This window comes from Rhodospirillales bacterium (genome assembly GCA_016699855.1).
GTDB lineage: Bacteria > Pseudomonadota > Alphaproteobacteria > Reyranellales > Reyranellaceae.
In genome coordinates, this window is sequence record CP064988.1 from 3,461,877 (window position 1) to 3,485,189 (window position 23,313).

18 protein-coding genes and 1 pseudogene are annotated in these 23,313 nt (G+C 71.4%); 6 read left to right on the plus strand and 13 right to left on the minus strand.

The genetic code is table 11. The features are described 5' to 3' along the window. Positions 1–26 precede the first annotated feature (26 nt). The 8 genes from IPK81_16285 to IPK81_16320 all read right to left on the minus strand — a co-directional run bounded on the left by IPK81_16285 (position 27) and on the right by IPK81_16320 (position 9,157). A complete protein-coding gene (locus tag IPK81_16285) occupies positions 27–995 on the minus strand; it encodes a glycosyltransferase family 2 protein (GenBank protein QQS11143.1) in 969 nt (322 codons plus the stop codon). A gap of 3 nt (positions 996–998) precedes the next feature. Further along, positions 999–1,970 (minus strand): glyoxylate/hydroxypyruvate reductase A, encoded by a 972-nt coding sequence (locus IPK81_16290; GenBank protein ID QQS11144.1) that lies wholly within the window; start codon positions 1,968–1,970, stop codon positions 999–1,001. Next, a complete protein-coding gene (locus IPK81_16295) occupies positions 1,970–3,628 on the minus strand; it encodes an ABC transporter ATP-binding protein (GenBank protein ID QQS11145.1) in 1,659 nt (552 codons plus the stop codon). The genes IPK81_16290 and IPK81_16295 overlap by 1 nt, the downstream gene beginning before the upstream one ends. Beyond that, complete coding sequence (locus tag IPK81_16300; GenBank protein ID QQS11146.1) at positions 3,628–4,653, minus strand: ABC transporter permease; 1,026 nt, start codon at positions 4,651–4,653, stop codon at positions 3,628–3,630. The genes IPK81_16295 and IPK81_16300 overlap by 1 nt, the downstream gene beginning before the upstream one ends. Continuing rightward, entirely contained in the window at positions 4,653–5,762 is a 1,110-nt protein-coding gene (gene yejB, locus IPK81_16305) for a microcin C ABC transporter permease YejB (protein QQS11147.1), read from the minus strand. Before yejB ends, IPK81_16300 begins: the two co-directional genes overlap by 1 nt. Before the next feature lie 16 nt (positions 5,763–5,778). Continuing rightward, positions 5,779–7,638 (minus strand): ABC transporter substrate-binding protein, encoded by a 1,860-nt coding sequence (locus IPK81_16310; protein QQS11148.1) that lies wholly within the window; start codon positions 7,636–7,638, stop codon positions 5,779–5,781. Between the two features lie 91 nt (positions 7,639–7,729). Continuing rightward, positions 7,730–8,551 carry a histidinol-phosphatase gene (hisN, locus tag IPK81_16315; protein ID QQS11149.1) on the minus strand — a complete coding sequence of 274 codons (822 nt, stop codon included), beginning with the start codon at positions 8,549–8,551 and terminating at the stop codon, positions 7,730–7,732. An 87-nt stretch (positions 8,552–8,638) separates the two neighbouring features. Next, positions 8,639–9,157 (minus strand): c-type cytochrome, encoded by a 519-nt coding sequence (locus tag IPK81_16320; protein ID QQS11150.1) that lies wholly within the window; start codon positions 9,155–9,157, stop codon positions 8,639–8,641. 177 nt (positions 9,158–9,334) lie between these two features. Here IPK81_16320 and IPK81_16325 point away from each other — a divergent pair, with 177 nt between their 5' ends. The 5 genes from IPK81_16325 to IPK81_16345 all read left to right on the plus strand — a co-directional run bounded on the left by IPK81_16325 (position 9,335) and on the right by IPK81_16345 (position 16,099). Next, positions 9,335–10,093 (plus strand): 3-deoxy-manno-octulosonate cytidylyltransferase, encoded by a 759-nt coding sequence (locus IPK81_16325; GenBank protein QQS11151.1) that lies wholly within the window; start codon positions 9,335–9,337, stop codon positions 10,091–10,093. 80 nt (positions 10,094–10,173) lie between these two features. Further along, complete coding sequence (locus IPK81_16330; GenBank protein QQS11152.1) at positions 10,174–11,076, plus strand: prephenate dehydratase; 903 nt, start codon at positions 10,174–10,176, stop codon at positions 11,074–11,076. Between the two features lie 279 nt (positions 11,077–11,355). Beyond that, entirely contained in the window at positions 11,356–12,537 is a 1,182-nt protein-coding gene (locus IPK81_16335) for an efflux RND transporter periplasmic adaptor subunit (protein QQS15150.1), read from the plus strand. 20 nt (positions 12,538–12,557) lie between these two features. Continuing rightward, positions 12,558–15,737, plus strand: coding sequence for a multidrug efflux RND transporter permease subunit (locus IPK81_16340; GenBank protein ID QQS11153.1), 3,180 nt, complete (start codon positions 12,558–12,560; stop codon positions 15,735–15,737). A 101-nt stretch (positions 15,738–15,838) separates the two neighbouring features. After that, on the plus strand, positions 15,839–16,099 hold the full coding sequence (locus tag IPK81_16345; GenBank protein ID QQS11154.1) for a hypothetical protein: 261 nt from the start codon (positions 15,839–15,841) through the stop codon (positions 16,097–16,099). A 17-nt stretch (positions 16,100–16,116) separates the two neighbouring features. On the opposite strand, the gene IPK81_16350 is transcribed toward IPK81_16345, so the two are convergent. Both IPK81_16350 and nudC read right to left on the minus strand, forming a co-directional pair. Continuing rightward, complete coding sequence (locus IPK81_16350) at positions 16,117–17,301, minus strand: NADH:flavin oxidoreductase/NADH oxidase (GenBank protein QQS11155.1); 1,185 nt, start codon at positions 17,299–17,301, stop codon at positions 16,117–16,119. Positions 17,302–17,325: 24 nt separating this feature from the next. After that, on the minus strand, positions 17,326–18,249 hold the full coding sequence (gene nudC, locus IPK81_16355) for an NAD(+) diphosphatase (GenBank protein QQS11156.1): 924 nt from the start codon (positions 18,247–18,249) through the stop codon (positions 17,326–17,328). 163 nt (positions 18,250–18,412) lie between these two features. Here nudC and IPK81_16360 point away from each other — a divergent pair, with 163 nt between their 5' ends. Next, a complete protein-coding gene (locus IPK81_16360) occupies positions 18,413–20,395 on the plus strand; it encodes a S9 family peptidase (protein QQS11157.1) in 1,983 nt (660 codons plus the stop codon). Between the two features lie 33 nt (positions 20,396–20,428). Here the strand turns inward: IPK81_16360 and recR are convergent, their stop codons facing one another. The 3 genes and pseudogenes from recR to IPK81_16375 form a co-directional block, all read right to left on the minus strand. Then, positions 20,429–21,025 (minus strand): recombination protein RecR, encoded by a 597-nt coding sequence (recR, locus tag IPK81_16365; GenBank protein ID QQS11158.1) that lies wholly within the window; start codon positions 21,023–21,025, stop codon positions 20,429–20,431. 25 nt (positions 21,026–21,050) lie between these two features. Continuing rightward, positions 21,051–21,378, minus strand: a pseudogene (locus tag IPK81_16370) (YbaB/EbfC family nucleoid-associated protein). Positions 21,379–21,389: 11 nt separating this feature from the next. After that, a complete protein-coding gene (locus tag IPK81_16375; protein QQS11159.1) occupies positions 21,390–23,282 on the minus strand; it encodes a DNA polymerase III subunit gamma/tau in 1,893 nt (630 codons plus the stop codon). Positions 23,283–23,313: the final 31 nt, after the last annotated feature.

Here is a 23,313-nt window from a genome sequence, read left to right on the forward strand (position 1 = left end):
TTCCCGCGGAAGCCGGCGTCGGCCCGTCAGAGGCGCGGCCGCGCGCGCCTCGGCGCCGTGTCTTGGCCGCGCGTACGCCAGTAGGCGGCGATGCCGGCGAAAGTGCCGGCGACGACCTCGCGGAAGCCATAGAGCGCCCAGGGATCGCGGCGCAGGGCGTACACGATCGCCGCGGCGAGCCCCGGCGCCATCCGGCTGCCCCAGAGAAGCTGGTAGGCGATGATGGCCCAGGATCGGCGGCGCGGAAGATACTCGACGTAGCCCAGCGTGGCGTTGTGCACGAGGTCGCGCAGCGCGCCCTTGTCGATCTGGTCGCGCTGGTCCGAGTCCGGCCGGATCGATGGATAGTGGTCGACGAGAATCGCGGGATCGTAGACCAGTTTCCAGCCCGCGGCGCGGATCGCGCCACCGAACAGGTATTCGTTGGCTACCTGCGCTCCGGATCCGCGCAGGCGCCGGTCGAATCGCAGCGCGCCGATCGCCGACCGGCGGAACGCCATGCACACGCCCTTCAGCGCCTCGACCTCGCGCGCCGGGCCCGTGCCGCAGTTGTGGTTCCCGTATGTCCGGCCGTACCACGTGCTCACTCCGACGCGCGTCTGCGGCGGCCAGTCGTCGGCGCGCGCGCCCTGGAAGATGCGGTCGCGCCCGCCGACGCCACCGGTGCGAGCGTCGTCCGCGAACGCCGCGGCCAGACGCTCCAGCCAGTCCGGGTGTGGAGCCGCGTCGTCGTCGGTCATGGCGACGATGTCGCCGACCGCGTTCTCCAGTCCGACGTTCAGCGCCGCGACGACGCCCGGCTCGCCCACGACATGGACCCTCAACGCGAGCCCCGCGGGATCGTAGCCGGCGAGCAGGTCGGCCGTCGCGGCGTCGGTGTCGCGCCGGACCACGTTGACGCGTGCCGCGGGCAGGGTCTGCGCCTTCAGAGCCGCCAGGCAACGCCGCAGATCGTCGGGCCGCTTGTAGGTCGGGACGACGACCGTGATGTCCATGTCTCAGTAGCCGGCGGCGCGGTCGACGACGTTGACCAGCGGCAGACCGGCGCGCAGCCGGCGCACGTTGTCGGCGACGCTGGCCGCCGCCGTCCGGGGATTGGTCGGGCCCGCGATATGCGGCGTGATCTCGATCCTCGGATGCGACCAGAACGGATGCGCCTGCGGCAGCGGTTCGACATGGAACACGTCGAGCGCCGCGCCGGCGAGATGGCCGGAATCGAGCGCCGCGACCAGGTCGGCGTCGACGACGTGGCCGCCCCGCGCCATGTTGATCAGGAACGCGCCCCGCGGCAGCGCGGCGAAGGCGCGCGCGTCGAGCAGGCCGGCGGTCGCCGGCGTCATGGGCAGGACGTCCACGAGGATGTCCGAGCGGCGCAGGAACGCGTCGAATCCGTCTTGGCCGTGGAAGGTCTCGACGCCGGAGATCGACTTCGCCGTCCGGCTCCACCCCGCCGTCGGGAAGCCGAGGGCGGCGAATTTCCGCGCCGTGTCCGCGCCGATCTCGCCGAGCCCCATGACGCCGACCCGGCGGGTCGCGGTGTCGGTGAAGGGGATCTCGGTCCACTCGCCGCGGCGGCGCTGGGCGGCGTAGGCCTCCATGCCGCGATGGTGCCGCAGCGCCCAGTAGATCGCGTACTCCGCCATCTGTCCGACCAGGCCGGGATCGATGATGCGCACGATCGGGATCCCGGGCGGGAGGTCGGGGTCGATCAGCAGGTGGTCGACCCCCATCCCCGTCGACACGATCAGGCGCAGGTTCGGGAACGTCGCCAGCGCCCCGAGGGGCGGCTTCCAGGCCAGAGCGATCCCGACCTCGGCCGGATCGCCGACATCGCCCCAGCCGCGCATGTCGACGTCCTCGCCGAGCGCCTCCGACAGGCGCGTCCGCCAGCCCTCGCGGTCGCCGCCGCCCTGCGCGGCGGTGAGGTGGCAGAACGCGCCCGGCGTCCCGGTGTCGGCGCGCGGCGGCATCACATCGCCACGGCGCCGTCGTCGGCGCCGATCGGTTCGAGGTCGAATGCGGCCGCCATCAGGGCCTTCGTGTAGGGCGTCTCGGGCGCGTCGAACACGCGCGCCGAAGGTCCGCGTTCGACCACGACACCGTCCTTCATGACGAGGATCTCGTTGGCCAGCGCCCGCACGACCTTGAGGTCGTGGCTGATGAAGAGATAGGCGAGGCCGTGCCGCGACTGGAGATCGCGCAGCAGGTCGACGATCTGCGCCTGGACGCTCATGTCGAGCGCCGAGGTCGGCTCGTCGAGCACCACGAAGCGCGGCTTCAGGACCATGGCGCGGGCGATGGCGATGCGCTGGCGCTGGCCGCCGGAGAACTCGTGCGGATAGCGGTCGCGCATCGAGGGATCGAGCCCGACCTCGCCGAGCACGTCGTCGACGATCCGCCGCCGTTCGACCGGATCCCTGGCGATGCCGTGCACGTCGAGGCCCTCGCCGACGATCTGGTCGACCGACATGCGCGGACTGAGCGAGCCGTAGGGATCCTGGAAGACGATCTGCATCTCCTTGCGCAGCGGCCGCAGTTCGCGCGCCGACAGCGCGCGCAGATCGCGGTCCTGGAAGCGGATGCCGCCCTCGCTGCGTTCCAGCCGCAGCAACGCCAGTCCCAGCGTCGTCTTGCCGGAGCCGCTCTCGCCGACGACGCCGACGGTGTGGCCGCGGCGCAGCTCGATCGACACGCCGTCGACCGCCTTGATGTGCCCGACCGTGCGGCGGAGCACCCCGCGCTTGATCGGAAAATGCACCTTCACGTCGGACGCCGACAGCACGACCGGCGCGGCGGCGTCGCGCGCCGCCGGGCGGCCCCTCGGCTCGGCCGACAGAAGGTGCTTTGTGTAGGTGTGCGACGGGGAGTCGAAGACCTCGTCGACCGGCCCCTGCTCGACGATGGCGCCCTTGCTCATGACGCAGACCCGGTCGGCCATCTTGCGCACGATGCCGAGGTCGTGGGTGATGAACAGCAGCCCCATGCCGAACCGCTTCTGCAGCGTCTTCAGCAGGGTCAGGATCTGCGCCTGGATGGTGACGTCGAGCGCCGTGGTGGGCTCGTCGGCGATCAGCAGGTCGGGCTCGTTCGCCAGCGCCATGGCGATCATCACGCGCTGGCGCTGGCCGCCGGAGAGCTGGTGCGGAAAGGCGTCGAGGCGCTTCTCGGCGCCCGGGATGCCGACCTGGCGCAGCAGCTCCAGCGTCCGGCGGCGCGCGGCGTCGCGGGTCAGGCCCTTGTGCAGCAGCAAGGCCTCGCTGACCTGCCGCTCGATCGAGTGCAGCGGGTTCAGCGACGTCATCGGCTCCTGGAAGATCATCGCGATGCGGTTGCCGCGCACCGTCCGCAGCGTCGCCTCGCCGGCGCCGAGCAGTTCCTCGCCCCTGAACCGGACGCTGCCGGAGGGATGCCGCGCCATCGGGTAGGGCAGAAGCTGGAGCACCGACAGCGCCGTGACCGACTTGCCGGATCCCGACTCGCCCACCAGAGCCACCGTCTCGCCGCGGTCGACAGTGAACGACGCGCCGCGCACGGCGTGGACGGCGTCGGCGCCGGCGCCGAAATCGACCGACAGATTCTCGACCGCGAGCAGCGGTCCGTCGGCGGCGGGCGGGGCGGCTGATGTCATCAGGCGACGATCTTGCGGGGGTCGAAGGCGTCACGCACGGCTTCGCCGATGAATACCAGCAAACTCAGCGTGATGGCGATGACGAAAAACCCCGTGAACGCCAGCCACGGCGCGGTCAGGTTGTTCTTGCCCTGCAGCAGCAGCTCGCCGAGCGACGCCGAGCCCGGCGGCAGGCCGAAACCCAGGAAGTCGAGCGACGTCAGGGTCGTCACCGAGCCGGCGAGCATGAACGGCAGGAAGGTCACCGAGGAGACCATGGCGTTGGGCAGGATGTGGCGGAACATGAGCTTCGTGTCGGACACGCCCAAGGCCCGGGCCGCCCTGACGTAGTCGAAGTTCCGCCCCCGGAGGAACTCCGCCCGCACGACGCCCACCAGGCCCATCCAGCCGAACAGCAGCATGATCCCCAGAAGGCTCCAGAACCCCGGCTCGATGAAGCTGGCGAGGATGATCAGCAGGTAGAGCGTCGGCATGCTCGACCAGATCTCCATGAAGCGCTGGAACAGCAGGTCGGTCCAACCGCCGAAGAACCCCTGGACGGCGCCGGCGGCGATCCCGACGATCGAGCCGAGGACGGTCAGCAGCAGGCCGAACAGGACGGAGACGCGGAAGCCGTAGACCAGCCGCGCCACGACGTCGCGCGCCTGGTCGTCGGTGCCGAGCCAGTTGCGCGCCGACGGCGGCGCCAGCACCGCCCGGCCCTCGCCCTTGATGACCGTGTCGAAGCGGTATGGGACGGGCGCCCACAGGATCCAGCCCTTCGCCTCGATGAGCCTCGCGACCTCCGGATCCTTGTAGTCCGCCTCGGTCGCGAACTCGCCGCCGAACGCGGTCTCGGGATACGCCTTGAGCACCGGCGCGTAGAACGCGCCGTCGAACCGCATCAGCAGCGGCTTGTCGTTGGCGATCAGCTCGGCGAACAGCGTCAGCGCGAAGACCGCGCCGAACAGGACCAGCGACACGAACCCCCGCCGGTTGGCGCGGAAGTTGCGGAGGCGGCGCCGGGTGAGGGGCGACAGCGCCATCAACCGCCCCGCGACTCGAAGTCGATGCGCGGGTCGACGGCCACGTACATCAGGTCGCCGACGATCCCCATCAGCAGCCCCATCAGGCCGAACACCCACAGCGTGCCGAACATGATGGGATAGTCGCGGTTGATCGCCGCCTCGAAGCCGAGCAGGCCGAGACCGTCGAGCGAGAAGATCACCTCGATCAGCAGCGAGCTGGTGAAGAAGATCGAGGTGAAGGCGGCCGGGAAGCCGGCGATCACCAGCATCATGGCGTTGCGGAAGACGTGCCCGTAGAGCACGCGGCGCTCGCCCAGGCCCTTGGCGCGGGCCGTCTGGACGTACTGCTTGCCGATCTCGTCGATGAACGAGTTCTTGGTCAGCAGCGTCAGCGACGCGAAGCCCCCGATCACCATCGCCAGGATCGGCAGGGTCATGTGCCAGAAGTAGTCGGCCACCTTGCCCAGCGCCGAGAGCTGGTCCCAGTCGTCCGATGTCAGGCCGCGCAGGGGGAATATCTTCCAGTAGCTGCCGCCCGCGAACAGCACGACCAGCAGCAGCGCGAACAGGAATCCCGGTATGGCGTCGCCGATGATGATCACCGCCGAGGTGCCGACGTCGAAGCGCGAGCCGTCGCGCACCGCCTTGGCGATCCCCAGCGGGATCGACACCATGTAGACGAGCAGCGTCGTCCACAGGCCGAGCGAGATCGAGATCGGGATCTTCTGCAGCACGAGGTCGACGACCCGGGCGTTGCGGAAGAAGCTCTCGCCCATGTCGAAGACGAGGTAGTTCCCCATCATCAGCAGGAACCGCTCGTGCACCGGCTTGTCGAAGCCGTACTGCCGCTTCACACGCTCGACCAGCTCAGGCGGCAGCCCGCGGGAGCCGCGCGTCTGCGCGGCGCCCTCGCCCGGCGTGGCGGGTCCGGCGCCGCCGGAGGGTCCGGTCTCGGAGCCGCCGCCGGACAGCCGCGACGTGGCCTCGCCGGCCTTGCCCTGGATGCGCGCCAGCGCCTGGTCCAGCGGTCCGCCGGGCACCGCCTGGATGATGAAGAAGTTGAGCGTCATGATGCCGAGCAGCGTCGGCACGATCAGCAGCAGGCGGCGTAGCAGGTACGCGGTCAAAGGCGTGGGTTCCGCGTCAGTTCTTGCGTTCGCCGGTCCGGCCGCGCAGCGCCCGGTCGCGCTCGGCGTCGAACCACCACGCGTCGAACGCGACCGGCAGGTATTTGGCCGTCTTCTCCGGCCGGCCGAAGCGGTCCCAGTAGGCGATCCAGCTGCGTCCGAGGTGCCAGGCCGGCACGACGTAGTGGCCCCACAGCAGCACCCGGTCGAGCGCGCGGCAGCGCGTGATCAGCGTGGCGCGGTCGGGGGCGGCGATGATCAGCTCGACCAGCTTGTCGACCGCGGCGCTCCTGATGCCGATCGAGTTGCCGCTGCCGTTGCGGTCGGCGGCGGCGGTCGTCCACATGTCGCGCTGCTCGTTGCCGGGCGACGACGACTGGCCGAACCCGGTCGAGCTCATGTCGAAATCGAAATCGTCGTCGCGGCGCTTGTACTGCGCGGTGTCGACGGTGCGCACGCGCATCTCGACGCCGATGCGCTCGAGGTTCTGCTTGTAGGGCAGCACGATGCGCTCGAACACCGCGTCGTTGAGCAGCATCTCGAACGACAACGCCTTGCCGCTGGCGGCGTTCACCATCCTGCCGTCCTTGACCTCGTATCCCGCCTCCTTCAGCAGCGCGGTCGCGCGCCGGGCGAGGTCGCGGACGTTGCCGGAGCCGTCCGTGACGGGCAGCTTGAACTCCCGCGTCAACGCCTCCTCGGGGATCTGGCCGCGCAGCGGCTCGAGGATCTCCAGCTCCTCCTTCGACGGCAGACCCTTCGCGCCCAGCTCCGAGTTGCTGAAGTAGCTGGTGTTGCGGGTGTAGAGCCCGTGGAACAGGTTCTTGTTCGACCATTCGAAGTCGAACATCGTGGCGATCGCCTCGCGGACGCGCCGGTCCTTGAACATGTCGCGCCGGGTGTTGAACGCGAAGCACTGCATGCCGGCGGGCAGCTCGTGCTTGATGTCGTCGCGCTTCACCGCCCCGGAGCGGACCGCGGGGAAGTCGTACGCCGTCGCCCAGTTGCGCGCGGTGTTCTCCGCCCGGAAGTCGATGTCGCCCGCCTTGAACGCCTCGAAGATCACGCTGCCGTCGCGGTAGTAGTCGTAGCGCAGGACGTCGAAGTTGTGGCGGCCGCGGTTGATCCAGAGGTCGCGGGCCCACCAGTCGGCGACGCGCCGGTAGGCGATGTGGCGGCCCGGCTCGAACGAGTCGACGCGGTAGGGACCGCTGCCGAGCGGGATCTCGAGGGTCGTCTTGTCGAACTCCCGCGTCGCCCACCAGTGCCTGGGCAGCACCGCCAGCTGGCCGACGATGACGGGCAGCTCGCGGTTGTTGGCGTCGCGGAAGGTGAACTTCACCTTCCGTTCGCCGACGATCTCGGCCTTGAGGACGTCCTGGTAGTAGAACGCGTAGGAGGGCGACCCTTTGGTCTTCAGGATGTCGAGGGAGAACACCACGTCCTCGGGCGTGATCGGCTTGCCGTCGTGCCAGCGCGCCTCTGGCCGCAGCGTGAACGTCGCCCACGACCGGTCCGCCGGCGTCTCGATCGACTCCGCCAGCGAGCCGTACTCGGTGGACGCCTCGTCGCCGACCCCCTGCAGCAGAGTCTGGTAGATCTGGGACAGGCCGGCGGCGGGGACGCCCTTCACGATGAACGGGTTGAGCGAATCGAACGTGCCCCTGACGCCCAGCCGCGCCGTGCCGCCCTTGGGCGCGTCGGGGTTGACGTAGGCCAGATGCTTGACGTCGGGCGGCAGCGCCGGGTCGCCGTGGATCGCGATGCCGTGCGACGTCGTCGCGCCGCCGGCCTGCGCGCGCGCCGCGCCCGGGGCGGCGGCGGCGCCGGCGAGCCCGGCGAGGACGGTGCGGCGGCGGACTCGCGTGGCGTTCATGCGGACTCTCCAGAATTGCCGGTCGAAGCTAGGGCTTCGGACGCGCCAATCCAAGGGGCGTGGCGATCACCTCCGCGGGATCGGCGCGGCGTCAACCCAGACCCCGGCCGCGCGTCTTCGCGCCGCCGCCACGCGCGTTCAGGATGGCCATCGCCTCGGCGTGGGCGCGCCGGTCGCCGGCCGCCAGGACGGTGCCGTCGGAATGGCGGTCGAGCGGCCGGCCGCGCCAGTCCGTGATCAGTCCGCCGGCGCCCTCGACGACGGGCACCAGGGCGCAGAAATCATGGAGCTTCAGCGTGGCCTCGACGACCAGGTCGCAGAAGCCGGACGCGAGCAGGCCGTAGCCGTAGCAGTCGCCGCCCCAGCGGAACAGTTTCACGCCATCCGCCAGCGCGCGGTGAGGCCCTTCCAGGTCGCCGGGAAACATGATCGGCGCCGTCGAGTACATGTAGGCCTTGGCCAGCGCGTCGCACGTCCGCGTCGAGATCGGCGCGCCGTTGAACGTGGTGCGTTCGCCGGAGACGCCGGTCCACCGCTCGCCGAGGATCGGCTGGTCGATGACGCCGACGACCGGGACGCCGCCGCGCAACAGGCTGATCAGCGTGCCGAACACCGGCATGCCGGTGATGAACGCCTTGGTGCCGTCGATCGGATCGAGCACCCACGCCCATTCCGCATCCATGCGCTCGCTTCCGTGCTCCTCGCCCCAGACGCCGTGGTCGGGAACCTCGGCGGCGAGGATGGCGCGCATCGCCGTCTCCGCCTCGCGGTCGGCGATGGTCACCGGCGAGGCGTCGCCTTTGTCGTCGACACCGACCGGCGTGCGGAAATAGCGCCGCACGATCGGCCGCGCGGCGTCGGCCAGCCGGTGCGCGAGGTCGACATAGGAGGCCGGGACGGTGGCGTCGGGCATGCGGTTCCCGTCTGGGGCGCTCGGTTGAAACAAAAACGGGATGGCCTGGGCCATCCCGTCGAATCCACCGCCGCGGGGCGTAGGCGCCTACTTGAGCGACTGGAGGTACTTGATGATGTCGGCGCGCTCCTCGGCCTTGCCGACGCCCGCGAACGCCATCTTCGTGCCCTTGATGTAACCGGCCGGCTTGATCAGGAACTCGTTGATGTCCTCGACGCCCCACTCGCCGCCCTTGGCGACGAGGGTCGAGGAGTAGTCGAAACCTGGCTTGCCACCCTTCTTGCCGCCGACCACGCCGAACAGGTTGGGGCCGACCTTCTTCGGTCCGCCGTTCTCGACGGTGTGGCAGGTCTCGCACTTGGTCTTGAACGCCTTCTGTCCGGCTTCGACCTTGGCGCTGGCCAGCAGCGGTTCGATCGGGTCGGGTTTAGCGGGCGCCGCCTCGGGCTTGCCGCCGGCCGCCGGCTTGTCCTCCGGCACGGCGATGTGCGGCTTGTCCGGCATGTGCGGATGCACCAGCGCGTTCGACACCTTGCCGATGATCATCGCGCCGAGGCAGGCGGCGAGCACGCCGCCGGCGATCTTGTTGAACTCGAACGAATCCATGGACTCCATCCGCTCGCGGCGAGGTCTCGGGCCGGCCCCGCGGACACGCGGCACCGACGACGGCAAGGCGTCTACCATAATCCCGACGCCGGAAGTAGTATCGATTCGCCGACCGGGAAAGCGGCGCGGCATGTCGTCGCAACGAGCCCCTAACTCCCTATAATATCAAGCGAATCCATGACCTTCGACAAGGGCGCGGGGCCGCGCCATCCGATCGTTTTGATCCCCGCCCGGATGGCCTCGATCCGCCTGCCGGAAAAGCCGCTCGCCGACATCCACGGCGCGCCGATGATCGTCCATGTCTGGCGCCGCGCGATGGAGGCCGACATCGGCCCCGTGGTCGTCGCCGCCGCCGAGCCGGAGATCGTCGCGGCGGTCGAGTCCGCCGGCGGCCGGGCGGTGCTGACCGACCCCGGCCACCCGTCGGGGTCCGACCGCATCCACGAGGCGTTGATGCGCCTCGATCCCGACGGCCGCCACGACGCCGTCGTCAACGTGCAGGGCGACCTGCCGACCATCGACCCCGCGGTCGTGCGCGCGGCGCTGGAACCGCTGGCCGATGGTGGCGTCGACATCGCCACGCTGGTCTGCGAGATCCGCACCGAGCAGGAGCGGTCCGCGCCGCAGGTGGTCAAGGCGGTGGTCGGGTTCCGGGACGGCGACGTCATCGGCCGGGCGCTGTATTTCAGCCGCACGCAGGTGCCGACCGGCGACGGGCCGCTCTACCATCACATCGGCCTCTACGCCTACCGCCGGGCGGCGCTGGAGCGGTTCGTCACGCTTCCGCCGGGAGTCCTCGAGCGGCGGGAGAAGCTCGAGCAGCTGCGCGCCCTCGAGGCGGGCATGCGGATCGACGCGCGCCTCGTCGACACCGCGCCGCTGGGCGTCGACACGCCGGACGATCTCGCGGAGGCGCGCCGCCGGCTGGCGCCCTGAGGGCGCGCCCGGCGTCTGGCATCGGCGGCGAATACAAGCTACAGCCCTGCCTCCGACAGCCCATCGCAGGAACATCCGTCATGGCCGCGCGCCGCATCTCGACCCCGCCGACCAAGCCGAGCGCCGTCATCGCCTTCCAGGGTGAGTTCGGCGCCAACTCCGACATGGCGTGCCGGGCGGCGTTTCCGTACATGACGACGCTGCCGTGCCCGACCTTCGAGGCGGCGATGGACGCCGTGCGCAAGGGCAAGGCCGAGCTGGCGATGATCCCGGTCGAGAACTCGATCGCCGGCCGCGTCGCGGATCTGCACAGCCTGCTGCCGCACACCAGGCTGCATATCGTCGCGGAGCACTTCCAGCGCGTCGAGCATTGCCTGGTCGCGACCGACGGGGCGTCTCTGAAGACGATCCGCAGCGCGCGCAGCCACGTTCAGGCGCTGGCGCAGTGCCGAAGCTTCCTCAAGAAGCACCGGATCGCGCCGGTGGCGCACGCCGACACCGCCGGCGCCGCCAAGGAGATCGCCGGCCTCGGCGACCCGTCGGTCGCCGCCATCGCCTCGTCGCTGGCGGCGCGCATCTACGGACTGCGAATCCTCGCGCGCAACATCGAGGACGCCGACCACAACACCACGCGCATGCTGGTGTTCGCGCGCGAGGCGGCGACCACCGACTGGGCGGCGGTGCCTTGCCTCACGGCCTTCCTGTTCCGGGTCAAGAGCCGGCCGGCCGCGCTCTACAAGGCGCTGGGCGGCTTCGCCACCAACGGCGTGAACATCACGAAGCTGGAGAGCTACTTGTCGGGCGCCGCGTTCGAGCAGGCGCTGTTCTATGCCGAGGTCGAAGGCCACGCCCAACGGCGCGGACTGCAACTCGCGTTCGAGGAATTGTCGTTCTTCTCCGACGAGTTCAAGCTTCTCGGCACCTTCCCGGCGCATCCCTTCCGACGCAAGGGCTGGAGCGCGCCCACGCGCGCCGGGACCTGACCGCGCGGGCCCGACGCGGAGTGGTCGCTCGTTCATGCGGGGCCGCGCGCCTCTCTGGATTCCATCGGCGCCGATCACCATCTTCCGATGTCGGCTGGACCGGCCGCCAGAGCCCGGCCGCCGGCGTCGCCCGCGATGGCGATGAGAAATCCTCGCGCGCCGGGGGCGCCGGAGGGACTGGATAGGGGTGTCGGCGCGGCCACCACGCTGTTGGGGGACGACATGGACGACGTTCGCCTGTTGGGTCGGCGCGTGGCGCGGACGGGGATGGCGGGGCTCATGCTTGCCGCCGCCATCGCGACGGCGGGCTGCGAACGCAAGCGGCAGGGGCCGCCCGCCGGGCAGCCGCCATCGGTCACGGTGGCGAAGGCCGTCGTCAAAGAGATCGTCGAGATGGACGAGTACACCGGCCGCTTCGAGCCGGTAGGCGCCGTCGAGATCCGCGCCCGCGTCGGCGGCTTCCTGGAGTCCGTGAGCTTCCGCGACGGCGCGCTGGTCAAGGAAGGCGACCCGCTCTTCGTGATCGACCGGCGCCCCTACAAGGCGGCGCTCGACCAGGCCGAAGCGGCCCTGACCGCCGCCCAGACGCGGTTCGACCTCTCCAAGCTCGAGCAGGAGCGGGCCGAGCGCCTGGTCCGCAGCGGCGCCGGCACCGAGCAGGCGATGGATCAGCGGCGCCAGCAATTCCTCGCCGCCCAGGCCGATCTCAACGGCGCCAAGGCGGCGCTCGAGCAGTCGCGCCTCAACTACGAGTTCACCGAGATCCGCGCGCCGATCTCGGGCCGCATCTCGCGCAAGCTCGTCACCGAGGGCAACCTGGTCGCCGCCAACGCGACGGTGCTGACGACGATCGTCACGGCCGATCCGATCCATTTCTACTTCGACATCGACGAACGGTCGTTCCTCGCCTACCAGCGGCTGGCGCGCGGCGGTGCCGCGAGCGGCTCCGGCGCCGGTCTGCCCGTCATGGTGATGCTGACGGACGAGCGCGAGTTCACCCACCGCGGCGCGCTCGACTTCACCGACAACCGGCTCGACACCGCGACCGGCACGATGCGCCTGCGCGCCTCGCTTCCGAACCCTGAGCTGCTCCTGACCCCCGGGCTCTTCGGCCGCGTCGCCGTGCCGGGAAGTCCACGGTACCGGGGCGTCCTGGTGCCCGACGAGGCGATCCTCGCCGACCTCGACCGCCGCTTCGTCTACGTGGTCGCGGACGATGGCGCCACGCGGCGGCAGCCCGTCCGCCTCGGGTCGCGCACCGACGGCTACCGCGTCGTGCGGGAGGGGCTGACCGGCGACGAGACGATCGTGATCAACGGCCTGCAGCGCGTGCAGCTCGGCGGCGGGCGGGTCACGCCGCAGCCGGTCGATCTGCCGTCGGTCTGGAAAGGCCTCATGGCGCTGCCGCAGCCGGCGGCCGCGCAACCCGCCGGCGCCGCGCCGGCGGGCGCGAAGAAGTAGGCGGGACGCGGGAACCGGCCATGAGATTCGGCCATTTCTTCGTCGACCGCCCGATCTTCGCGACGGTGGTCTCGATCCTGATCGTGATCGCCGGCGTCCTCGCCTACGGGCGCCTGCCGGTGACCGAGTATCCGGAGATCGCGCCGCCGACCATCTCGGTGACGACGACGTATCCCGGCGCCAACGCCGAGACCGTCGCGCGCACCGTGGCGACGCCGATCGAGCAGGAGATCAACGGCGTCGAGGGCATGCTGTACATGTCGTCGTACGCGACCAACGACGGCGTGATGTCGCTCAGCGTCGTGTTCCGGCCGGGCACCAACCTCGACATCGCGCAGGTCCAGGTGCAGAACCGGGTCGCGGTCGCCGAGCCGCGCCTGCCCGAGGAGGTGCGCCGACAGGGCGTCACGACGCGCAAGCGCGCCACCGATTTCCTGCTCGTGGTGCATCTGCTGTCGCCGGACAAGACCTACGACGAGCTCTACATCGCCAACTACATGCAGCTGCGCATCCGCGAGCAGCTCCTGAGGCTCGACGGCGTCGGCGACATCATCGTCTTCGGCGGCAGCGAGTACGCGATCCGCGTCTGGCTCGATCCGGCGCGGATGGCGGCCTATTCGCTCACCTCCGGCGACATCGTCGCGGCGCTGCGGGCGCAGAACGTCCAGGTCTCGGGCGGCCGCCTCGGGCAGCAGCCGGCGCCCAGCGACACCGCCCTGCAGGCGATCGTCACCACGCAGGGACGGTTCCAGGACGTCCGCCAGTTCCGGAGCGTGATCGTCAAATCGGGCCAGGACGGCCGGCTGGTGCGGCTCGACGACGTCGCGCGCGTCGAGCTCGGCGCCCGCGACTACTCCAGCCGCAGCTACCTCAACGGCCAGGTGGCGGTGGCGCTGGGCGTGTTCCAGCGGCCCGGCACCAACGCTCTGGCGACCGCCGACCAGGTGAAGGCGCGCATGGCGCAGCTCAGCCGCGAGTTCCCGCCCGGCCTGAAGTTCGACATCATCTACAATCCCACCGAGTTCATCGCCCAGTCGGTCGACGCGGTCTACACCACGCTGGTCGAGGCGATCCTGCTGGTCGCGCTGGTCGTGCTGGTGTTCCTGCAGAACTGGCGCGCCGCGCTGATCCCCATCCTCGCCATCCCGGTGTCGCTGATCGGCACGGCGGCGGTGATGCTGGCGTTCGGCTTCACGCTCAACGTGCTGACGCTGTTCGGGCTGGTGCTGGCGATCGGAATCGTCGTCGACGACGCCATCGTCGTGGTCGAGAACATCGAGCGCAAGATCGCCGAGGGCATGACGCCGCGCGACGCGGCGCACGTCACCATGGACGAGGTCGGCACGGCGGTGATCGCCATCGCGGTCGTGCTGTCGGCCGTGTTCATTCCGACCGCGTTCATCCCGGGCATCACCGGCCAGTTCTTCCGCCAGTTCGCGCTCACCATCGCCACCGCGACGCTGATCTCGGCGTTCAATTCGCTGACGCTGTCGCCGGCGCTGGGCGCGATCCTGCTGCGGGCGCACGGCGCGCACGCGCCGGCCGGCGGCGGATTCGCGCCGCTACGCTACGCGCGCCGGGCTGCGGCGGCGTTCAACACCGGCTTCGACCGCGGCAGCGCCGCCTACGCGCGCGGCGTCGGCCAGATCCTGCGCCGGCGCCTGCTGGCGCTCGGGGGCTACGCCCTGCTCGTGGCGGCGACCGTCTGGGTCGTCGGAAAGGTGCCGCCGGGGTTCATCCCGCCGCTCGACCGCGGCTACGCCCTCGTGATCGTGCAGCTTCCGGACGGCGCCACGCTCGACCGCACCGACGCGGTGGTGAAGAAGGCGGAGCGGCTGGTGAAGGACGTCCCCGGCGTCGGCAACGTGGTGGCGATCCCCGGCTTCAGCGGCGCGACGTTCACCAACGCGGCCAACGCCGCCGTCATCTTCACGCCGTTCAAGCCGTTCGAGGAGCGCCTGCCGAAGGGGCAGACCGCCTCCCGCATCATCGCCGAGATGATCCAGCGCCTGCAGGGCATCGAGGAGGCGTTCGTGCTCGCCGTGCCGCCGCCGGCGGTGCCGGGAATCGGCACCAGCGGCGGCTTCACGATGCAGCTCCAGAACCGCGCCGGCGACGATCTCGACGCGCTGCTGGCGTCGGCCTACCAGATGATGGGCCGCGCACGTCGGGATCCGGCCCTGACCAGCGTCTTCACGACGTTCTCCACGTCGTCGCCGCAGGTCTATCTCAACATCGACCGCGTCAAGGCGCAGATGCTGAACGTGCCGCTATCGAGCGTGTTCGAGGCGCTGCAGGTCAATCTCGGATCGGCCTACATCAACGACTTCAACGCCTTCGGCCGCATCTTCCAGGTGCGCGCCCAGGCCGACGCGCGCTTCCGCCTCGAGCGTGGCGACATCCTGCGGCTGAAGGTGCGCTCGGCCACCGGCGAGCTGGTGCCGCTGGGCACGCTGGTCGACGTCGTCGACGCCGCCGGTCCGGACCTGATCCAGCGCTACAACATGTACGTCTCGATACCCTTGCAGGGCGCGACGCCGCCGGGCGTCTCGACGGGGCAGTCGCTCGACGCGATGGAGAGGCTGGCGGCCGCCACGCTGCAGCCCGGCCAGAGCTTCGAGTGGACCGGGCTCGCGCTGCAGGAGCGCGCCACCGGCAACACCGCCGTCTACGTGTTCCTGATCGCGGTGCTATTCGTGTTCCTCGCCCTGGCGGCGCAGTACGAGAGCTGGACGCTGCCGCTGGCGATCATGCTGATCGTGCCCATGAGCGTGCTCTTCGCGCTGCTCGGCGTGTGGGCCGCGGGCATCGACAACAACGTGCTGGTGCAGATCGGCCTGGTGGTGTTGATCGGTCTGGCGGCCAAGAACGCGATCCTCATCGTCGAGTTCGCGCGCCAGCTCGAGATCCAGGGCAAGGATCCGGCCGCCGCCGTGATCGAGGCCTGCCAACTGCGCCTGCGTCCCATCCTGATGACGGCGCTCGCCTTCATCCTCGGCGTGCTGCCGCTGGTCACCGCCTCGGGCGCCGGCGCCGAGATGCGCCGTGCGCTGGGCACGGCGGTGTTCGCCGGCATGATCGGCGTCACGTTGATCGGCCTGTTCCTGACGCCCGTCTTCTACGTCGCGATCAGGCTGCTGACCGACCGTCTGCGCGGCCGCGCGCCGGCGAACCCCGCGGCGCCCGCGACGACCGACTAACCGCCGCCACCGCGGGCGGATTTCCCGCGGGCCCGTTGCGCCCTCCAGTCCCGTGCGACGCGGGCGGCGAGCGGAACGCCGGCCGGGAACGGGGTCTCACGATGCGGATGTTCGCGCGCTTCGCGCCGGCCGTGGCCATGTCGCTGGCCGCCGGCGCGCGGCCGCAGAACGGCCGCGGCGCCGTCGTCCGGGCCAACGGCGACCGTTACCAGGGCCAGTGGTTCGACGATCGCGCGCACGGCCAGGGCGTGAACTGGTCGGCGAGCGGCCAGGTGCATACCGGCCACTGGGAGAACGGCTGTTTCCGCGACGGCGACCGCTGGTCGACCGCCGGTTCCAGCCGGTGGGAATGCGGCTTCTGAGCGCGCCTCGCCGGGGATCACTCCGCGGCTTTGGCCAGCTCCTGCGGCTTGAACGGCAGGATCGACGCGGCGCGGTGGTACGGCGTCGGCAGCGGCGGCGTCTGGACGCCCAGCGCGCGGGCGGCGTTCCAGCCCCAGCGTGGATCGACCATGAACGAGCGCGCGTGCGCGGTGCAGTCGGCCTGGCCCGACGCCACGATGCGCTCGGCCTGGTCCGGCTCCGTGATGATGCCGACCGCCCAGGTCTTGATACCGGCCTCCTTGCGGACGCGCGCCGAGAACTCGACGTGGTAGCCGGGGCCGACCGCGATCTTGGCGTTCGGCACCGTGCCGCCCGACGAGACGTCGACGAAGTCGCAGCCCAGCGCCTTGAGCTGGCGCGCCGTCTCGATCGTGTCCTCGATGGCGAGACCGCCCTCCATCCAGTCGATCGCCGACAGCCGGATGCCCATCGCGCGCTCGCGCGGCCACACGCGGCGGCAGGCCTCGAACACCTCCAGCGGGAACCGGCGGCGCCTTTCCATCGTGCCGCCGTAGGAATCGCCGCGCGTGTTGGTCAGCGGCGATAGGAACTGGTGCAGCAGGTAGCCGTGCGCGCCATGCAGCTCGAGCACGTCGAAGCCGAGCCGCGCCGCGCGCTCGGTCGCGGCCACGAACTCGGCCTTCACGCGCCGCAGTCCGGTCTCGTCGAGCGCGACCGGCGTGTGCCATTTCGCGGTCGGCGCCTGGGTCGGCGCGCCGCCCTGGAAGCCGACGCCGGGGCCGGTCGCGTCGAACGGGATCGCCGACGCCGACACGGTGGTCCACGGCAGGTCCGGCGCGTCGGCCGCCGTCAGCGGGCCGCCGCCGCGCCACGGGCGCTGGGCCGAGGCCTTGCGGCCGGCGTGCGCGATCTGGATGCCGAGCCGGGTCGTCGGCATCCAGCCACGGCACCAGTCGACCACGCGCTTCAGCGCCGTCTCGTTCGCGTCGTCGTATAGACCCAGGCAGCCGGCGGTGATGCGCCCCTCGGCCGAGACGTGCGTGGCCTCGACGCACAACAGCCCGGCGCCGCTCGCCGCGAGCTGGGCGTAGTGCGCGAGGTGCCAGTCGATCGCCGACCCGTCGACCGCGGAGTACTGGCACATCGGCGACACGACGATGCGGTTGGGCAGCGTGACGCCGCCGCCGAGATCGAGCGGGCTGAACAGGACGGAGGCCATGCGGGGTTCCTCGGACGGGAGGGTTCAGACGACCGGCGGCGGGCCGGCCTCGTGGCCGAGCCATTCCTCGATCAGCCGGCGGGCGATCGAATCCTTGCGCGGCATGAAGAACGAGCCGTCCTTCGGCAGGTTCTCCGGCCGCAGCTCCTCGCGGCTCAGCCAGCGCGCGCTCTCAAGCTCGGATTCGTTGACGTCGAACTCCAGCGACTCGGCCTCGGCGTGGAAGCCGATCATCACGGAGGCGGGGAACGGCCACGGCTGCGACGACCGGTAGCGCACGTCGCGCACCTTGACCTTGACCTCCTCGTAGACCTCGCGCGCGACGGCGTCCTCGAAGCTCTCGCCCGGCTCGACGAAGCCCGCGAGCGTCGAGTGCATGCCGCGCGGGAAGTGCTTGCCGCGCCCCAGCAGGCATTTGTCGCCATGGTGCACCAGCATGATGACGGCGGGATCGGTGCGCGGGAAATGCTGCGCCTTGCACGCCTCGTTGACGCAGGTGCGCTCGTGGCCGGCCTTGCCGACTTTCGTCTCGCCGCCGCAGACGCCGCAGAACTTGTGCCGGCGGTGCCAGTACGTCATGGCCCGGGCGTAGGCGAGGATCGAGCCCTCGCGCGCGAACAGCAGCGGACCGACCTGGCGCAGGTCGACGAACTCGCCGAGCCCCTCCTGCGGCATGTCGAAGCCGGTGACGTCGAGCGCGAAATAGGTCTCGTCCTCGACATGGCCGAGGAACACCGTCTGCGCGCCGCCGCGGATCAGCGCCCGCGCCATCATGCCCTGCAGGAACACGGGCCGCGGCTGGCCCTGCTTGTCGACCAGGTTGCGCTCGTTGTCGACCGGCACGAACCGGGTCCTCGAACCGACCAGCAGGTCCTCGATGTGGTCGTCGTCCTCGCGCCTCAGCGAGGCGCGGTCGATCTCGGCGCTTGAATAGGGATTGCGGCGCATGGCCCGTCCGTTCGTCGGTGTTCGGCGTCGGGGCGGGACAATGGCATCGCGACCGGCGGGCGGCAACCGGCGGCGGGCGGCGGCGGAGGCGCGCGCGGCGCATGGCGGGCGGCGGCGATCCGCGCTACGAAACCGCCTCGGTCAGCTCCGGAGACACGCCCCGATGCGTTGGAGTCGCGCGTTCATCGCCACCGTCGCCGGTGCCTGCGCGATCGTCGCGGCCGCCGCCGACCTCGCCGCCCAGACCCATCCCGCGCTGCGCGACGCCAAGCTGCCGCCGCTGGTGCCGTTGTCGCTGTTCGCCGGCGCCGACGAGGATTCGCGCTCCGGCTTCCGCCTCTCGCCCGACGGCAGGTACCTGGCGTGGTCCGAGCGGGTCGGCGGACGCCGGCAGATCCACGTCCGGCCGACGGCCGGCGGCGACGCGCTGGTCGTGCGCACGTCCGTGCCGGTGTCGCAGTTCGCGTGGCTGCCGGACAGCCGGCGCCTCGCCTACGCGCTCGATTCCGGCGGCAACGAGAACACCCAGATCTGGACCGTCGACGCGCAGAGTCCGTCGGCGCCGCCGCGCAATCTGACGCCGTGGCCGGGCACGCGCAGCGGGCTGCTGTCCTTCCCGCGCGACGGCGACGACTTCTTCATCTACAGCAATACGCGCGACCGGCGCGTGTTCGACGTCTACCGCGTCCCGCCGGGCCCCGACGCGACGCCGGTGATGCACGAGCTGAACACGGGAACGGTCGACCGCTGGTTCTTCGACCGCGCCGGGCGGCTGGCGGCGCGCACGACGCGGGCCGGGACCGACGGCCGCCGCGTGTTCGAGCGCTGTCCCGGCGGGTCCGCGACCTGCGCGCGCGCCTTCGACCTCGACTGGGACGAGCAGTTGACCGTGCTCGACATCGCGGCGGGCGAGAACGAGGTCTGGGCCCTGTCGAACCGCGGCCGCGACAAGACCGCGCTCGTCCGCCTCGGCCTGGCCGACGGCGCCGAGAAGGTGGTGCTGGCCGATCCGGCGGTCGATGTCGGCGGCGTGGTCTACGACCAGATCCGCCGCGCGCCGCTGCTGGCGTTCAGCTGGCCCGGCCATCAGACCGTGCACGCGCCCGGTGGCGAGGCGGCCGCCGATCTCGCGGCGCTGCGCGGCGGTCCCCAGGACGTGCTCGCGGTCCTGAGCCACGACCGCGCGATGCGGTGGTTCGTGGTCTCGCTGCAGTCGGCGGGCTCGGCGACGCGCACGCTGCTGTTCGACCGCGAGGCGCGCCAGCGCACGCTCCTGCACGCCGGCGCCTTCGACGCCTACCGCGAGTCGATCTCGCCGGTGCGGCCGGTCGAGTACCGGGCGCGTGACGGGCTGCCGATCCGCGGCTACCTGACGCTGCCGGCCGGCGCGCCGGCGCGCGGTCTGCCGGCCGTCATGCTGGTGCACGGCGGCCCGTGGGCGCGCGACACCGGCACGCTGGGCGCGTGGCCGCAGATGCTCGCGAACCGCGGCTACGCCGTGCTGCAGGTCAACTACCGTGGATCGTCGGGCTACGGCCGCGCCTTCATGGCCTCCGGCATCGGCGAGCTCGGCGCCAAGACGCAGGACGACATCGACGACGGCGCGCGGTGGCTGGTCGAGCAGGGGATCGCCGACCGCGGCAAGATCGCGATCATCGGCGCCAGCTACGGCGGCTTCTCGACCTTCGTCGGCATGACGCGCACGCCGACGCTCTACGCCGCCGGCGTCGCCTCTGTCGGGATCACCGATCTGCCGGCCTTCATCGATCTGGTGCCGCCGTACTGGGACCGCAGCCGCTGGAACCGGTTCCTCGGCCCGTCCAACACGCCGGAGGGCCGCGCCGCGCTGTGGGCGCGCTCGCCTCTGGCGCACGTCGACAAGCTCGAACGGCCGCTGCTGATCATGCACGGCGCCAACGATCCGCGCGTGCGGCGCGACCAGAGCGAGCGGTTCTTCGGCGCCGCCCGGGCGCTGGGCAAGCCGGTCGAGTTCCATCTGTTCGAGAACGAGGGCCACGGACTGTCGCGCCCGGAGAACCGCATGGTCGCGTTCGGCCGCACCGAGTTGTTCCTCGCCCGCCATCTCGGCGGCCGGGCCACCCCCGCGCCGCGCCCGGCGACCGAAGCCGCCGGCGCGACGAAGTGAGCGGCCGGAGACGCCGACGGCGGCCCGCGGCTTTCAGACCGCGCGCCGCGCTTTGAGCGCCGCCGCCAGCGTGCCCTCGTCGAGATAGTCGATCTCGCCGCCCACCGGCAGTCCGTGCGCCAGCCGCGACACCTTCATGCCGGCGACGCCCGACAGCCGGTCGGCGATGTAGTGGCCGGTGGTCTGGCCGTCGACGGTGGCGTTGGTGGCGAGGATGACCTCTCGGATCGCGCCGTCGCGGGCGCGCGCCACGAGGGCGGAGATGCTGAGGTCCTCGGGTCCGATGCCGTCGAGCGCCGACAAGGTGCCGCCCAGCACGTGGTAGCGGCCGTTGAACACGCGTCCGCGCTCCATCGCCCAGAGATCGGCGACGTCCTCGACGACGCACAGGGTCGCGCCGTCGCGCCGCGGATCGGCGCAGATGGCGCAGGGGTCGACCGTGTCGAGGTTGCCGCAGGTCGAGCAGGCGCGGATCGCGTCGGCCGCCTGCGTCAGCGCCTGCGCCAGCGGTCGCATCAATTGCTCGCGCCGCTTCAGCAGGTGCAGCACCGCGCGCCGCGCCGAGCGTGGTCCCAGCCCCGGCAGCTTGGCGAGGAGCTGGATGGCGCGCTCGATCTCGGGGCCGTTCACGGCCGCTACCCGGCGTCGCCGGGCTTCAAAGCTTCATGCCGGGCGGCAGCTGCATGCCGCCGGTGAGCGCGCGCATGCGCTCCTGCGTCAGGGCGTCGACCTTGCCCCGGGCGTCGTTGATCGCCGCGACCAGCAGATCCTCGAGCACCCTTGTCGGCCGGCGTCATCAGCGAGCCGTCGATCTCGACGCGGCGCGCCTCGCCCTTGCCGTTGAGCGTCGCCTTGACCAGCCCGGCGCCGGACTGGCCGACGACCTCGGCGGCCGCGAGCTGCTCCTGCAGCTCGCCGATCTGGCGCTGCATGTCCTGGGCCTGCTTCATCAGGGCCCCGAAATCCTTCAATCCGCCGAACATGGTCATGCGCCTCAGAAATCGCTCTCGGGGACGTCGTCGAAAGCGTCGGTGGGATAGTCGTCCTCGGCCGCGGGCGCATCGCCCGGGCCGTCGACCGCCGCCGGGCCGCCCGACGCGACCGGCGCGTCGGGGTCGATCCGGCCGCGCACGGTCACGGTCGCGCCGGGGAACGCCGCCAGCGCGGCGCGGACCAGCGGATGCTCGAGCGCCTCCTGGTGGAGCGCCTTGCTGGCGACATCGGCGCGGTCGGCCAGTGTCGCCTCGCCGGCCTCGCGCGACACGGTGACCATCCAGCGCCGGCCGGTCCAATCCGAAAGCGCCGCGGCGACCTTCGCGGCGAGATCGGGCGGCGCGTCGCCGGTCGGCCGGAACTCGAGGCGGCCGGGTTCGCACGCCACGGGATGCGCGTCGTGGCGCAGGTGGCGCGCGAGGCGGGCCTCGCGCCGGACGTCGAACAGCGCCACGACCTCGGCGAAGGTCCGCGGGTCGGGTCTTGCCGGGACGGCCGGCGCCGGTTCCACCAGCGGCGCGGCGGGCGCGACGCGCGGCGCGGCGGTCGCGATGGCGGGATTGGACACGGCGAGACGCGCCACCGGCGCGGGCGGGGCGGATTGCGGCTGCCGCGCGGCGGGTTGCGCGGCCGCCATGACCGCCGGCGCGCCGGCCGCCGCGGTGGCGCCGCCGCCGCCGCCGCCGGGCGGACGCGGCGCCGCCGCGCCCGCCGGAACCGCGCCACCGTCGGCCAGCGCCCTCAGAGCCTCGCCCGGCGTCGGCTGGTCGGCGGCGTAGCACAGGCGGATCAGCGCCATCTCGGCGGCGCGGATCGGCGACGGCGCGGCCTGCGTCTCCTGCAGGCCCTTGAGCAGCATCTGCCAGGCGCGCGTCAGATGCGACATCGCGAGCCGCTTGGCCATGTCGGCGCCGCGCGTGCGCTCGAGCTCGGGCGCCGCCGCGGCGGCGTCGGGCACGATCTTCGCGCGCGTCAGCCAGTGGGTCAGCTCGAGCAGATCCTCCAGCACGATCGCCGGATCGGCGCCCGAATCGTAGAGGTCGCCGAGCAGCGCGAGCGCGCCGGGCGTGTCGCCCTTCATGGTCCGGTCGAGCAGGTCGAAGACGTGCCCGCGGTCGGCCAGCCCCAGCATGTCGCGGACCTGGGCCACGTCGACGACGCCGCCGCCATGGGCGATCGCCTGGTCGAGCAGGCTGAGCCCGTCGCGCACCGAGCCGTCGGCGGCGCGCGCGATCATTCGCAGCGCCTCGGGCGCGATCTCGACCTTCTCGGCCTCGCACACGCGCGCGAAATGCGCCGTCAGCGGCTCGACCGGCACGCGCCGCAGGTCGAAGCGCTGGCAGCGCGACAGCACCGTGACCGGCACCTTGCGGATCTCGGTGGTCGCGAACAGGAATTTCACGTGCGGCGGCGGTTCCTCGAGCGTCTTCAGCAGGCCGTTGAAGGCCTGCTTCGACAGCATGTGGACCTCGTCGATGATGTAGACCTTGTAGCGCGCCGACACCGGCCGGTAGCGCGTGCCGTCGATGATCTCGCGGATGTCGTCGATGCCGGTTCGGCTGGCGGCGTCCATCTCCTGGACGTCGACGTGGCGGTCCTCGGCGATCGCGACGCAGCTCTCGCACACGCCGCAGGGGTCCATCGTCAGCCCGCCCTTGCCGTCGGGCCCGACGCAGTTCAGCGCCTTGGCGATGATGCGGGCGGTGGTCGTCTTGCCGACCCCGCGCACGCCCGTCAGCATGAAGGCGTGCGCCAGGCGGCCGGCCTCCAGCGCGTTGCGCAGCGTGCGCACCATCGCCTCCTGGCCGATCAGCGTCGAGAAATCGGTCGGTCGGTATTTGCGCGCCAGAACGCGGTACGGCGAGCCGTCGGCGGAGTCGGACGCGTTGACCATGGCGACAGGCGCCTCGTGCGAGCGTCGGCGC

Excerpts from the sequence above, each read along its gene's own strand:
- IPK81_16310 (QQS11148.1), bottom strand. The coding sequence starts at position 7,638 with ATGAACGCCACGCGAGTCCGCCGCCGCACCGTCCTCGCCGGGCTCGCC.
- hisN (QQS11149.1), bottom strand. The coding sequence starts at position 8,551 with ATGCCCGACGCCACCGTCCCGGCCTCCTATGTCGACCTCGCGCACCGG.
- IPK81_16375 (QQS11159.1), bottom strand. The coding sequence starts at position 23,282 with ATGGTCAACGCGTCCGACTCCGCCGACGGCTCGCCGTACCGCGTTCTG.
- nudC (QQS11156.1), bottom strand. The coding sequence starts at position 18,249 with ATGCGCCGCAATCCCTATTCAAGCGCCGAGATCGACCGCGCCTCGCTG.
- IPK81_16300 (QQS11146.1), bottom strand. The coding sequence starts at position 4,653 with ATGGCGCTGTCGCCCCTCACCCGGCGCCGCCTCCGCAACTTCCGCGCC.
- IPK81_16285 (QQS11143.1), bottom strand. The coding sequence starts at position 995 with ATGGACATCACGGTCGTCGTCCCGACCTACAAGCGGCCCGACGATCTG.
- IPK81_16335 (QQS15150.1), top strand. The coding sequence starts at position 11,356 with ATGCTTGCCGCCGCCATCGCGACGGCGGGCTGCGAACGCAAGCGGCAG.
- IPK81_16320 (QQS11150.1), bottom strand. The coding sequence starts at position 9,157 with ATGGATTCGTTCGAGTTCAACAAGATCGCCGGCGGCGTGCTCGCCGCC.
- IPK81_16330 (QQS11152.1), top strand. The coding sequence starts at position 10,174 with ATGGCCGCGCGCCGCATCTCGACCCCGCCGACCAAGCCGAGCGCCGTC.
- IPK81_16350 (QQS11155.1), bottom strand. The coding sequence starts at position 17,301 with ATGGCCTCCGTCCTGTTCAGCCCGCTCGATCTCGGCGGCGGCGTCACG.
- IPK81_16290 (QQS11144.1), bottom strand. The coding sequence starts at position 1,970 with ATGCCGCCGCGCGCCGACACCGGGACGCCGGGCGCGTTCTGCCACCTC.
- IPK81_16340 (QQS11153.1), top strand. The coding sequence starts at position 12,558 with ATGAGATTCGGCCATTTCTTCGTCGACCGCCCGATCTTCGCGACGGTG.
- IPK81_16325 (QQS11151.1), top strand. The coding sequence starts at position 9,335 with ATGACCTTCGACAAGGGCGCGGGGCCGCGCCATCCGATCGTTTTGATC.
- IPK81_16360 (QQS11157.1), top strand. The coding sequence starts at position 18,413 with ATGCGTTGGAGTCGCGCGTTCATCGCCACCGTCGCCGGTGCCTGCGCG.
- IPK81_16295 (QQS11145.1), bottom strand. The coding sequence starts at position 3,628 with ATGACATCAGCCGCCCCGCCCGCCGCCGACGGACCGCTGCTCGCGGTC.
- IPK81_16345 (QQS11154.1), top strand. The coding sequence starts at position 15,839 with ATGCGGATGTTCGCGCGCTTCGCGCCGGCCGTGGCCATGTCGCTGGCC.